The organism is Microtetraspora sp. NBRC 13810 (assembly GCF_030268685.1).
Taxonomy (GTDB): Bacteria; Actinomycetota; Actinomycetes; order Streptosporangiales; family Streptosporangiaceae; genus BSRQ01.
Genome location: NZ_BSRQ01000010.1, coordinates 140,600 through 153,339 on the forward strand (window position 1 = coordinate 140,600; position 12,740 = coordinate 153,339).

A 12,740-nucleotide genomic window follows, 5' to 3' on the forward strand; every position below is an offset into this window, starting at 1 on the left:
CGATGTCAAGGTCTTGCGCGACCGGGGGGCTGTCGGGTTAACGTCATGGCGACAGTACGCGGGAGCCCGGCCGACCGGGCTGAGAGGGCGACACATAGGGTCGCCGACCGCCGGAACCTGACCGGGTAATGCCGGCGTAGGGAGTTGTCGATCGCCATGACGATCTCTGACAATGTTGTGCTGCCTGCTCGCAAGACCTACCTGATCGGCTCGCGGCCGGACATCCGGGTGCCCGCGCGCGAGATCCCGCTCACCAACGGGGAGTCCGTCGTCCTGTACGACACCTCGGGGCCGTACACCGACCCCGGGCACGTTCCCGACCTGGCCGCGGGGCTGCCGAAGCTGCGCGCCGGGTGGGTCGAGGCCCGCCGCGGCGAGCATCTCACCCAGCGCGGATACGCGAAACGGGGGGTGATCACCCCGGAGATGGAGTTCGTGGCGCTGCGGGAGGGAGTGCCGCCCGAGTTCGTGCGGGACGAGCTGGCCGCCGGGCGGGCGGTGCTGCCCGTCAACGTCAACCATCCCGAGACCGAACCGATGATCATCGGCAGGAACTTCCTGGTGAAGATCAACGCCAACATCGGGAACTCGTCCGTGTCCTCCTCGATCGAGGAGGAGGTGGACAAGATGCGCTGGGCCACCCGGTGGGGCGCGGACACGATCATGGATCTGTCCACCGGGAAGCGGATCCACGAGACCCGGGAGTGGATCCTGCGCAACTCCCCCGTCCCGGTCGGCACCGTGCCGATCTACCAGGCGCTGGAGAAGGTCAAGGGCAGGGCGGAGGACCTGAGCTGGGAGGTCTACCGGGACACCGTGATCGAGCAGTGCGAGCAGGGCGTGGACTACATGACGGTGCACGCGGGGGTGCGGCTGGCCTACGTGCCGCTGACCGCGCGGCGCAAGACCGGCATCGTGTCCAGGGGCGGGTCCATCCTGGCCGCCTGGTGCCTGGCCCACCACGAGGAGAGCTTCCTCTACACGCACTTCCGGGAGCTGTGCGAGATCTTCGCGGCCTACGACGTGACGTTCTCGCTGGGCGACGGCCTGCGGCCGGGGTCGATCGCGGACGCCAACGACGAGGCGCAGTTCGCCGAGCTGCGCACGCTGGGCGAGCTGACCTCGATCGCGGCGGAGTACGACTGCCAGGTGATGATCGAGGGGCCCGGCCACGTGCCCATGCACAAGATCGAGGAGAACGTCCGGCTCCAGCAGGAGCTGTGCGCGGAGGCGCCGTTCTACACGCTCGGGCCGCTCACCACCGACATCGCGCCGGGCTACGACCACATCACCTCGGCGATCGGCGCCGCCATGATCGGCTGGTTCGGCACCGCCATGCTGTGTTACGTCACCCCCAAGGAGCATCTCGGCCTGCCCGACCGCGACGACGTCAAGGCCGGGGTGATCGCGTACAAGATCGCCGCGCACGCGGCCGACCTGGCCAAGGGGCATCCCGGCGCCCAGGCGTGGGACGACGCGCTGTCCGACGCGCGGTTCGAGTTCCGCTGGGAGGACCAGTTCAACCTGGCGCTGGACCCGGACACGGCCCGGTCCTTCCATGACGAGACCCTGCCCGCGGCGCCCGCGAAGACGGCGCATTTCTGCAGCATGTGCGGCCCGCACTTCTGCGCCATGAAGATCACCCAGGACGTGCGGCGGTACGCCGAGGCCAAGGGCCTCGCCGAGCAGGACGCGCTCGCCTCCGGGATGAAGGAGAAGGCCGAGGAGTTCGCCCGCCAGGGCGGGCGGATCTACCTCCCGCTCGACCCCGCCTGAGAAATCGGGTCACGCGATGCCGCCGTCCCCAATCTGGGACGGCGGCATTCGCCTTCCTTACCTGGCCAAAATACGAAGTTTGACCCGGAATGGCCTGATAACGGCTCCTGGTGGGATGATATGGGAGTACGCCCTGACCGGGAGGAGACGAGTGTGGGGTTGCCCCCGGACGACGTCGTCATCGCGGCTCTGCGCGCGGGGGACGACGAGATGTTCGCGGCGCTTCTGGACACGTGGTCACGGGGCATGCTGCGGGTGGCCCGGACCTACGTGTCCACCAACGACTCCGCCGAGGAGGTCGTGCAGGACACCTGGCTCGCGGTGATCAGCGGCATCGACGGCTTCGAGGGCCGCTCCTCGGTCAAGACCTGGGTCTACCGCATCCTGGTCAACGCGGCCAAGAAGCGGGGCCTCCGGGAGAGCCGCACCCTCCCCTGGAGCAGCGCCTTCGGCGCGTCGAACGCTCCGGTGGACGGTGCCTCGCCCTTCACCGGCCCGGACGACGCGCTCCCGGGACGCTGGAAGGAACTCCCCGCCGCGTGGCCCGCGCCCGAGGGGGAGGCGCTCGCCGCCGAGATGCGCGGCCAGATCGCCACCGCCCTCGCCGCGCTGCCGGCCCGGCAGCGGATCGTCATCACACTTCGTGACGTCGAGGGCTGCACACCGGCGGAAGTCTGCGCGATCCTGGATATCACCGCGGCCAACCAGCGGGTTCTGCTGCATCGCGCCCGTGCCTTCGTCCGCGGTCGGCTGGAAGACTATTTCGAGACGGTGAGGCGGTCGGCGTAGTGAATCGGTTCAGCCCCCTGCAGGTAAGGCGGTCCGCATCGTGAAGCGGTTCAGCTGTGAAGAGCTGGTCGAACTCGTCACGGACTATCTCGACGACGGGCTCGACGACGCTGCGCGGCACCGCTTCGGCGACCACCTGACCGACTGTGCCGCGTGCACCCGCTACCTCGCGCAGTACCGCACCACCGTCAAGGCGCTGGGCGACGCCCCGGGCGAGAACCTCTCGCCCGCCACCCGTGAGCGCCTGCTCACCGCGTTCCGCACCGCCCGGCGTACCTGACGACCTGGCGAAAACTTTCTCGTATTCCCGCGCTTTCTCCTGTAACGCCGGAGGGCCTGCCGGATCTGTAGATCCGTGTACACCCGGCGGAGGAGGAAGACATGACGAGCCTGGCGACCGACGCCGCGCCGATCAGGGATGTCTCCGAGGTGGAGGACTACGCCCGCCAGTGCTTCCGGGGCTCGACCGGCGACCAGGTGGGCGCCGAGCTGGAGTTCCTGGTGTTCGACCGCTCGGCCGTGGGCGTCCAGGTCCCCATCGCCAGGATCGCGGACGCGCTCCCCGCGCTGCCGGGCGGCAGCCGCGTCACCTTCGAGCCAGGCGGCCAGCTGGAGCTGTCCGGCCCCGCGGGGCCGCTGCCCGAGGCGGTCGCGGCCCTCGCCGGTGACGTGGCGCTGGCCCGCGCCGCGCTGGACGAGGCCGGCCTGGCGCTCGCCGGCGTCGGCCTGGACCCGGTACGGCCGGCCGTACGGCAGCTTCGCGAACCCAGGTACGAGGCGATGGCGGCGTTCCTCGGCATGCCGTTCGGACCGTTGATGATGTGTTCCACCGCGTCCATCCAGGTGAACGTGGACCTGGGCGTCCGGGGGGCCGAACGCTGGCGGCGGGCGAACCTGCTGGGCCCGATCCTCACCGCCGCGTTCGCCAACTCGCCGCTGAGCCTCGGCCGGCCGTGCGGGTGGATGTCCGGCCGGCAGGCGGTCTGGGAGGGCCTGGACCGGACCAGGACCGCCCCGGTGCCGGACGCGGGCGAGGCCGCCGATCCGGCCGCCGCCTGGGCGGAGTACCTGCTCGACGCCCGGCTCATGCTCGTCAGGGACTCCGCGGGCCGGTGCCGTACCGTCCGGGACGGCTCCACCTTCCGCGACTGGGTCACCGGGAACGGCGTTCCGCCCACCTTCGCCGACCTCGCCTACCACGCCACCACCCTCTTCCCGCCGGTACGGCCGCGCGGCTGGCTGGAGATCCGCTACCTCGACGCCCAGAGCCCGGCGGACTGGCCGGTGTGCGTGGCCGTGACGCACGCCCTCCTGGTCGACGACCGGGCGGCGGACGCGGCGCTCGCCGCGGCGGAGCCGTACCGGGACGGGTGGCGGGCGGCGGCCAGGCACGGCCTGGCCGACCGCGGGCTGCGGCGCGCCGCGGCGGTCTGCTTCCGCGCGGCCCTGGAGGCGCTGCCCCGGCTGGGCGCGGCCCCCGGCCTGACCGCCGCCGCGGCGGCGTACGCCGACCGGCACGTGACGACCGGCCGCCCGCCCGCGGCCGGTCTCCTCGAACTGGCGCGAGACCCGGGGTCCCGGCTGGCGTCCTGGCTCACCGAGACCCCCTGACCGGCCCCCTTGCCCGCGGCCCCCGCGGACCGGCGCCGAGCACCCGAGGAAGGACGGACATGAACCACCTGAAGGAACGCATCGCCGCGGAGCTGCTGGCCGTGCGCGACCGCTCCCTCGCCTACACCGAAGCGGAGGACGACGTGCTGACCCGCCAGCACTCCGCGCTGATGTCGCCGCTGGTGTGGGACCTGGCGCACGTCGGGAACTACGAGGAGCTGTGGGTGCTGCGCGAGGCGGGCGGCATCACGCCGCTGCGCCCGGAGATCGACGACATCTACGACGCCTTCAAGCACCCGCGCAGGGACCGGCCCTCGCTGCCGATCCTCGGCCCGGCCGAGGCCCGGCGGTACATCTCCGGCGTGCGCGGCCGGGTGCTCGACGTGCTGGACGCGCTCGACCTGGAGTCACCGGACCCGCTGCACCGGTCCGGGTTCGTGTTCGGCCTGGTGATCCAGCACGAGCACCAGCACGACGAGACGATGCTCGCCACGTTGCAGCTGTCCGGGCGGCCCGGCCTGGTCCGCGACGGCGACCTGCCGTCCGGCTCGCCCGGCGGCGCGGCCGAGGTGTACGTGCCCGCCGGCCCGTTCACGATGGGCACCGGCACCCACCCGTGGGCCTACGACAACGAACGCCCCGCGCACCAGGTCGAGCTGCCCGCCTACTGGATCGACAGGTTCCCGGTCGGCAACGCCGCCTACATCGCCTTCGTCGAGGACGGCGGCTACGGCGACCCGCGCTGGTGGAGCCCGGAGGGGCTGCGCTGGCTGCGGGAGAGCGGGGCCACGGCGCCGCTGTTCTGGACCAGGGAGGGCGGCACCTGGTGGCGCACCCGCTTCGGCCGCACCGAGCCGGTCCCGCCGGACGAGCCGGTGCAGCACGTGTGCTGGTACGAGGCCGACGCGTACGCCCGCTGGGCGGGCAAACGGCTGCCCACCGAGGCCGAGTGGGAGAAGGCGTGCGGCTGGGACCCGCGGGCCGGTCGGGCGCGCGCCTACCCGTGGGGCGACGAGCCGCCCGGCCCCGAGCGGGCCAACCTCGGGCACCGGGCCGCGCGGCCGGCGCCGCTGGGTGCCTACCCGGCGGGGGCGAGCGCGTACGGGGCCGAGCAGATGATCGGCGACGTGTGGGAGTGGACCGGATCGTGGTTCCACCCCTACCCGGGGTTCCGCAGTTTCCCCTACCGGGAGTACAGCGAGGTGTTCTTCGGCCGGGAGTACCGGGTGCTGCGCGGCGGCTCGTGGGCGGCCGACCCGGCGGCGGTGCGCACGACGTTCCGCAACTGGGACTATCCGATCAGGCGGCAGATCTTCACCGGCTTCCGCTGCGCCCGCCCGGCGCCGGAGTCCTAGATGTGCCGGCACGCCGCCTGGCTGGGCGAGCCGCGCAGCCTCGCCTCACTCATCCAGGACCCGGAGCACGGGCTGCTCCGCCAGTCCTACGCGCCCCGGCTGCAACGCCACGGCGTCGTCAACGCCGACGGCTTCGGCATGGGCTGGTACGACGGCACGCTGCCCGAGCCGATCCGCTACCGCCGTACCGTCCCGATCTGGGCGGACGCCAACCTGCCCGGGCTCGCCAGGGCCGCCCGGTCGCACTGCCTGCTGGCCGCGGTGCGCTCGGCCACCGTGGGGATGCCGCTGGAGGAGACCGCCACCGCGCCGTTCACCGACGGCCGGTGGTTGTTCAGCCACAACGGCCGGGTGGACAGGAAGGCGCTCAGGCCGCTGGCCGACGACGCGGAGAGCACCTGCGACTCGGCGTGGCTGGCCGCCGCGGTGTTCGCCCGGCTGCGCGCCGGCGCCCCGGCCGGGGACGTCCTGGCCGAGGTCGTCGTCCGGGCGGGCGGCGGGGACCCGGACGCCCGGCTGAACCTGCTCGCCTGCGACGGCGCGTCGATCGCCGCGACCGCCTGGGGCGACACCCTCTTCCTGCACCTCGAAGACGGAGTGCTGGTGGCGAGCGAACCGCTCGACGACCGGCCCGGCTGGCAGCCCGTACCGGAACGGAGCCTGCTCCTCGCCACGCCAGACGGCGTGCGCGTGCAGCCGCTGTGAACCATCGATCCAGGAGGCCCTGTGCCCGTCACCCAGCCGACCGTCCACGTGACCAACCATCTCGACCACGACTACCTGCGCCAGGCGCTCGAACACGACGTGCGCACCGGGCTCACGGCGTCGCCCAAGTGGCTGCCGTCCAAGTGGTTCTACGACGCGGCGGGCAGCGACCTGTTCTCGCAGATCACCCGGTTGCCCGAGTACTACCCGACCCGCAGGGAGCTGGCCATCCTGCGCGAGCGGGCCGGCGACATCGCCCGGCGTTCCGGCGCGGACACCCTCGTCGAGCTGGGTTCGGGGACCAGCGAGAAGACCGTCCTGCTGCTCGACGCGCTGGCCGCCTCGTCGCTGCGCGCCTACATGCCGGTGGACGTGGACGCGGTCACCCTCGGCGACGCGGCCAGGCGGCTGGCGGCCCGCTATCCCGGCGTCACCGTCCAGGGGGTCTGCGCCGACTTCGAGCGGCATCTCGCGCTGCTGCCGCGCACCGGCCGGCGGATGGTCGCCTTCCTCGGCGGCACCATCGGCAACCTGGGCCCGGCCGCCCGTGAGGTGTTCCTGAAGGAGCTGCGCGACACCCTGCGCGCGGGCGACTCGCTGCTGCTCGGCGCCGACCTGGTCAAGGACACCGGGCGGCTCGTCGCGGCCTACGACGACGCCGCCGGGGTGACGGCGGCGTTCAACCGGAACGTGCTGCACGTGATCAACAGGGAGCTGGGCGCCGACTTCGAACCGGACGCCTTCGCGCACGTGGCACTCTACGACGCGCCCAACGACTGGATCGAGATGCGGCTGCGCGCGACCCGGCCGATGCTGGTGCAGGTCCGGGACCTGGCCCTGCCGGTGCGGTTCGCGGCCGGGGAGGAGATGCGCACCGAGATCAGCGCCAAGTTCCGGCCGGCCGGGCTGCGGGCCGAGCTGGTGGCGGCGGGGTTCACGGTGGACCGTCTCTACACCGACCCCGACGGCGACTTCAGTCTGACGCTGGCCAAGGTGTGACCGCGGCGGACCTGGCGGGCGGAACGGGCGCCCACCCGCCGGCCGGTGCGGACGAGGTGGCGTGGCGCTGGCGGGCGGCCCGCTCGGCCGCCCCGCCCGGCCACCTGGACGCCGCCGGCTGCGGCGTGCCCAGCGACCGGGTGCTGAACGCCGTCGTGGAGCACCTCGCACTCGAACGCGAGCGCGGCGGGTACGCGGCGGCGCCGGACCTGTCGGTGCCGCGGGCCGCGCTGGCCGCCCTGGTGGGGGCGCGGGCCGAGCACGTCGCGTTCCTGGAGAGCGGGACGGCGGCGATGGCCGCGCTGCTGGGCGGCTGGCGGCTGCCGCCGGGCAGCCGGATCGGCGTCACCCGCGCCGAGTACGGCAGCACGCTCATGCTGCTGCGCCAGCTGCGTGAGACGCGCGGGTGGCGGCTGGTCGAACTGCCCGTGGACGGCGACTCCCGGCTCGACCTGGACGGCCTGGCCGCGCTGCTCGACGGCCTCGCCCTGGTCACCCTGCCGCACGTCGCCTCGCACCGGGGGATCGTGCAGCCGGCGGACGCCGCCGGGCGGCTGTGCCGGGCCGCCGGGGTGCCGCTGGTGCTGGACGTGTGCCAGTCGCTCGGCCACGTGGACGTCACCGGCGCCGAGGCCACCGCCTACGTGGGCACGTCGCGCAAATGGCTGGCGGGGCCGCGCGGCGCCGGGTTCCTGATCGTGCCCGGCCTCGACGAGGAGCGCATGCACGCCGCCGCCCCCGGGCTCGGCGGGTACGGCTGGGCGGGCGGCGAACCGTCGCCGCTGCCCGGGGCGGCCCGTTACGAGAGCGCGGAGACCGCCGTCGCCGCCAGGGTGGGACTCGGCGTCGCCGTGCTGGAGCACCACGCGCTCGGCCCGGCGGCGGTGCGGGCCCGACTGGCGGAGGCGGGGGTCGCGGCGCGGCGGTCGCTGGACGGGGCCGGCGGGTGGCGTGCCGTGGAACCCCTCGCCGAGCCGTCCGCCGTCGTCACCCTGCGCCCGCCGCCCGGCGCCGACCCGGCCGAGGCCGTGCGGCAGGCCAGGGCGCGGGCCGCCGCGGCCGGCCTCCAGGTCGGCGCCGTCCCGGTGGACAGGGCTCCCGCGGACCTGCCCACCCCGGTCCTGCGCGTCTCGCCGCCCCCGGATGTCTCCGCCGAACACCTCCACGCCCTCGCCCACGTCCTGTCCACCTGACCCTGCTGCCACCCGAGCCTGACCCGGCTGCCACCCGAGCCTGACCCGGGTGCCACCCGAGCCGCCACGCGACGGACGCCTGGGGCGCGCGGCGGGGACGGCCGCGTCCGTCCCCCCGGAAGGGCGGGACGCCTACTGCCGTGCCGTGCCCGCGATGCGGCGGCACAGATCGGCCACGGCGGGGACGGCGAGGTGCCGGGCGCCCAGGGCGGCGAGTTCGCGGAGGTCGTCGGCGGCCCGGCGGGAGCGCAGCCGGCCCACCTCGCCGAGCGCGATCCGGCCAGTGTCGGCCGCCTCGTGCGGATCACCGGCCACCATCATCAGGCAGGCCAGCTTGATCCGGGACATCGCGCGCGACCTGGCGAAGTCGTCGCCGTGGCCGTGCACCGCGGTGGTGAGACGGGCGCCCGCGGACGTCGCGTCACCGCCGCCGAGGACCAGGTCGTAGAGGGCGTGCCCGGTGTCGCCGTGGTGCTGGGCGTTGTCGTAGTACCGCATCCACGGGGGATCGCCTGCCGGGCGGGCCAGCGCGAACGCCTCGTCGGCCGCGCCCACGGCCGCGACGGTCTCCCGGCACCGCTGCATCTTCGCCAGGGCGCGCGCCTTGGCGACGAGGAGCATGGCGCGCTCGGTCGCGGTCAGCCGGTCGGCCCTGGCCAGCCCCAGCTCCGCGTAGGTCAACCCGGCGTCGGGGTCGCCGAGCCAGGTGGCCTGGCGGGACCGGAAGGAGTAGATCTTCGCGCGCAGGTGCCACTCCCCCGCCTCCTCGGCGCACAGGGTGGCGACGGTGAAGGCGTGCCGGGCGTCATGATGGGCGTAGGCGTCGAACGCGGACGCGCCGACCACCATGCCGAGCCGGGCCACCGCGGCGTAGAGCGCGGGACGCAACGACGACGGGCAGGGGATGCGCAGCAGGCCCGCCGCCCACTGTAACTGCGCGGACGCCGTCTGGCGCACCATCCCGGCGCCGCCGAAGTGGTTGTCCCAGCCCGACACCGTGGCCGCCGCCCCGTGCAACTGGTCGATCTCCTGGGGGCCGATGGCCCGGGGCATGGGGACGGGGTCGATCTGCCGGACGAGGTGCCGGAGGGCGACGGGGAAGACCGCGGCGACCGGATCGGGGCCGGTGCAGGCGCGGGAGGCGTGCCACGGAGGCGGGCCGGGCGGGGCCTGAGTGACCTCCGGGACGCCGGGGACGGATTTTCTGTCCCCTTGGGGCTGCGCCCTGTCCTCTTCGGACCGCACCTGGTCCAGGGCACGGGTCAGGACGCCGTCGCTGCCCAGCGCCTCGTCCAGCATCGGGGCGAGGTCGTCGGCGCACCTGCGGCTGGCCCTTTCGATCTTGCCGATCAGACCGGCGCTGACGTGTACTTTCTCCGCCAGCTGGCCCTGCCGCCAGCCCCTCTCATGACGCAGTCTGCGCAACTCCGCACCGAACCAGTGGCGGGCGGATCTACCGGGCTCAAGCGGTTTTTCAGGCTGGGGCATTCCATCTCCATGCAGCGAAGAGGACAAAAGGACAAGTGGGGGTGTCCTCATCCACCAGTAGGCATTAGCGCTTTCCGTGGCCTTAATGATTACTGCAACTTTCGTCACCAGTAAACCGCTGATGGAACATCGACCGGAAGTGAATGTATCGGGCCGCACACGCTTCCAACGTGCCGGTAAGAAAGTGGTAACGAAGCCTTTACCACCCGTAGGCTCCAAGAGTAAGGAAGGAGCATCGTGTGAGCGGTGCCGTGCGCATGGCCCTTTGGTTCCCAATAACGGTGCCAATAGAAACTGAAATGCGCCGGCCCGACCTACGGCGCCCCGAAGAGTATGGCCTTCCATTTCAGGGTGGCCGGCCCCCTTCCGCGGGCGGCGCGGCCCGCGGAAGGGGGCGAACGACCCCGGCCCGGCAGTCGGCGGACCCGTTCGCCGGTGCGGGACGGACGCCTCCCCACGGGTCGTCCCGCGATTTCGGCCGCCGCCCGGCCGAAGCCGCGGCGGCGGCCGGGAAACCGATTCCCGGACGGCCGCACCCGGCCGGGTAACCACCTCCGGGCGCAGCCAGGCGGGGCGGGCGGAAAAATCGGCCGAATTTCCGGTCCGCGACGAACGGGAAAGGCGTCCTCCCCGGGTCGCGCCGCTTACCTCCGCACGCCTGCACACCGAACCGGACATCGCTTCGGGCCCGGCCCGATGCTACCCGGTCCGGCCGATTTCAGTCAGTTGAAAGCCTCCCCCACTCCCCCTCCGACGGAGCATTCCATGCGACGAATGCTATTAGTAGCCGTGTCGCTACTAATCGGCTCTATTACCGCCTGCAGCGGCGCCCCGGATCCGGGCGCGTCCGATGACACGGCGATGACGACGATCAGGGTCGGCCGGTTGCTGGTCCCGGACGCGGCGCCGCTGCACCGGGCGATCCAGCGCGGCTATTTCGCCAGGGAAGGACTGGAGGTCAAGGTCGAGACCATCCAGGGCGCGGCGCTGGCCGTACCCCAGCTCAAGGGCGAGAGCATGGACTTCTCCATGCTCAACTACGTCACCGCGGTCCAGGCGCAGAGCCAGGGCGCGGCCGACCTGCGCGTGGTGTCCGACGGGTACCAGGCGGCGCCGGGCACGTTCGCCCTGATGGTGATGAACGACTCCGACATCAAGGGCGTGGCGGACCTCAAGGGCAGGACGCTGGCGGTGCCCACCCTGAAGAGCATCGCCACGCTGAGCTCGGAGTCCGCCCTGATCGCCCACGGGCTCACGCAGAAGGACGTGAACTGGCGGGAGGAGGCCCTGCCCGACATGGTGGGCCTGCTCCAGCAGGGCAAGATCGACGCCGCCTGGATGACGGAGCCGTTCATCAGCCTGATCAGCAACGCGGGCGCCCGCCAGCTCTACGACGTGATGACCGGCCCGATGGACGCGTTCCCGATCGCGGGCTGGGGCTGCACGGAGAAGTACGCCAGGGAGCACCCGGACATCGTCGCCGCCTTCCAGCGGGCCATGCACGCCGGCCAGCTCGACCTGGCCGCGGATCGCAAGGCGGTGGTGGACATCATCCCGACCTACATCGAGAAGATCCCGCCGGAGATCGCCGGGCTCATCTCGCTCGGCACCTATCCGACGACGCTGGAGGCCAAGCGGCTGCAACGGGTGGCGGACTCGATGCACGAGCTCGGCTACACCGAGGAGGCCCTCGACATGAACGACATCCTGCTGCCGATGGCCCCCGCCGGCGGCACCGCCCCGGCGACGCCTCCCGCGGAGGCGGCCCAGTGACCGTCACGACCCCTCCGCCGGGCCCAGCGGGGCCGATCCACGACCTGACCGTGAACGTGTGGCGGTTCGCCGCGGTCCGCGCCTTCGTCGAGCTGGGCTGCGCCGACCATCTCGCCGGCGGGCCGCTGCCCCTGGCGGAGCTGGCCCGCCGCTGCGGCGCGGACGCGTGGGCGCTGGAGCGGCTGCTGCGGGTGCTGACGCCGCTGGAGATCGTGGACGCGGTCGACGGCGACGGGTACGCGCTGGGCGGTTCGGCGCACGCCCTCCGCGACGCGGACGACTCGCTGCGCTGGATGGTGCTCATCCAGGGCGACCCGGTGTGGTGGGACGCGCTGCGCAGGCTGCCGGACACCGTGCGCACCGGCCGGCCGGAGATCCACGGCGGGTACGGCACGCCGTGGGAGTACCTCGCGGGCGCCCCGGAGGCCGACGACCGGTTCCAGCGGTTCATGACGGCGCGGACGCTGCGGATCTCCGCGGCGGTGGCGGAGTCGGTGGACGACGGGCACACGGTGGTGGACGTGGGCGGCGGGCGCGGCACGCTGCTCGCGGCCGTGCTGCGGGCCCGTCCCGGCTGCCGGGGCGTGCTCCTTGACCTGCCGCACGAGGCCGCCGGCGCGCGGGCGTACCTGGCCGGGCGGGAGGTGGCCGGCCGGTGCGAGGTGGTCGCCGGCGACTTCTTCGGCGAGGTGCCCGGCGGCGGCGACGTCTACCTGCTGGCCAGCGTCCTGCACGACTGGGGACCCGCGGAGGCCCGGAAGATCCTGGACAACGTGCGCGCGGCGATGGCGCCCGGCGCCCGGCTGCTGTGCGCGGACATCCTCCTGCGGGAGGACCGGCGCGCCCCGCATCCGAGCAACGAGCTGGGCCTGCGCATCATGTCGCTGCATCCGGGCGGCCGGGAGCGGACCCTCGCCGAGTACGAGGCGCTGCTGGCCGGCAGCGGGCTGCGCCTGACCGGCGTCGCCGACCTGCCGGACGGGTTCAGCCTCGTCTCCGCCGTCCCCGGCGAGGCCGCGGACGGCGGATGAGCCTCAGGCGGGAACCGTCC

The 12,740-nt window shown here is 73.2% G+C and carries 11 protein-coding genes and 1 riboswitch; of the genes, 10 read left to right on the forward strand and 1 reads right to left on the reverse strand.

What is annotated here, in order from left to right; genetic code table 11:
- Positions 1–48 precede the first annotated feature (48 nt).
- Positions 49–160, forward strand: a riboswitch (TPP riboswitch).
- The 8 genes from thiC to egtE all read left to right on the forward strand — a co-directional run bounded on the left by thiC (position 157) and on the right by egtE (position 8,428).
- A complete protein-coding gene (thiC, locus tag QSK26_RS21320) occupies positions 157–1,776 on the forward strand; it encodes a phosphomethylpyrimidine synthase ThiC (protein WP_285776970.1) in 1,620 nt (539 codons plus the stop codon). It overlaps the preceding riboswitch by 4 nt.
- 153 nt (positions 1,777–1,929) lie before the next feature.
- Positions 1,930–2,565, forward strand: a complete 636-nt coding sequence (locus tag QSK26_RS21325) for an RNA polymerase sigma factor (protein WP_285776971.1) — start codon at positions 1,930–1,932, stop codon at positions 2,563–2,565.
- A 40-nt stretch (positions 2,566–2,605) separates the two neighbouring features.
- Positions 2,606–2,845 carry an anti-sigma factor family protein gene (locus QSK26_RS21330; RefSeq protein WP_285776972.1) on the forward strand — a complete coding sequence of 80 codons (240 nt, stop codon included), beginning with the start codon at positions 2,606–2,608 and terminating at the stop codon, positions 2,843–2,845.
- A gap of 101 nt (positions 2,846–2,946) precedes the next feature.
- Positions 2,947–4,176, forward strand: a complete 1,230-nt coding sequence (egtA, locus tag QSK26_RS21335) for an ergothioneine biosynthesis glutamate--cysteine ligase EgtA (protein WP_285776973.1) — start codon at positions 2,947–2,949, stop codon at positions 4,174–4,176.
- A gap of 59 nt (positions 4,177–4,235) precedes the next feature.
- On the forward strand, positions 4,236–5,531 hold the full coding sequence (gene egtB / locus QSK26_RS21340; protein WP_285776974.1) for an ergothioneine biosynthesis protein EgtB: 1,296 nt from the start codon (positions 4,236–4,238) through the stop codon (positions 5,529–5,531).
- On the forward strand, positions 5,532–6,236 hold the full coding sequence (egtC, locus tag QSK26_RS21345) for an ergothioneine biosynthesis protein EgtC (protein WP_285776975.1): 705 nt from the start codon (positions 5,532–5,534) through the stop codon (positions 6,234–6,236).
- 21 nt (positions 6,237–6,257) lie between these two features.
- Complete coding sequence (gene egtD, locus QSK26_RS21350) at positions 6,258–7,235, forward strand: L-histidine N(alpha)-methyltransferase (RefSeq protein WP_285776976.1); 978 nt, start codon at positions 6,258–6,260, stop codon at positions 7,233–7,235.
- On the forward strand, positions 7,232–8,428 hold the full coding sequence (egtE, locus tag QSK26_RS21355; RefSeq protein WP_285776977.1) for an ergothioneine biosynthesis PLP-dependent enzyme EgtE: 1,197 nt from the start codon (positions 7,232–7,234) through the stop codon (positions 8,426–8,428). Before egtD ends, egtE begins: the two co-directional genes overlap by 4 nt.
- A gap of 132 nt (positions 8,429–8,560) precedes the next feature.
- Here the strand turns inward: egtE and QSK26_RS21360 are convergent, their stop codons facing one another.
- On the reverse strand, positions 8,561–9,916 hold the full coding sequence (locus QSK26_RS21360) for a helix-turn-helix domain-containing protein (RefSeq protein WP_285776978.1): 1,356 nt from the start codon (positions 9,914–9,916) through the stop codon (positions 8,561–8,563).
- 861 nt (positions 9,917–10,777) lie between these two features.
- Here QSK26_RS21360 and QSK26_RS21365 point away from each other — a divergent pair.
- Positions 10,778–11,689: an ABC transporter substrate-binding protein gene (locus tag QSK26_RS21365; protein WP_285776979.1), complete on the forward strand. Its 912-nt coding sequence runs from the start codon at positions 10,778–10,780 to the stop codon at positions 11,687–11,689.
- Positions 11,686–12,720, forward strand: coding sequence for a methyltransferase (locus QSK26_RS21370; protein WP_285776980.1), 1,035 nt, complete (start codon positions 11,686–11,688; stop codon positions 12,718–12,720). The genes QSK26_RS21365 and QSK26_RS21370 overlap by 4 nt, the downstream gene beginning before the upstream one ends.
- The last annotated feature ends 20 nt before the right edge of the window (positions 12,721–12,740 follow it).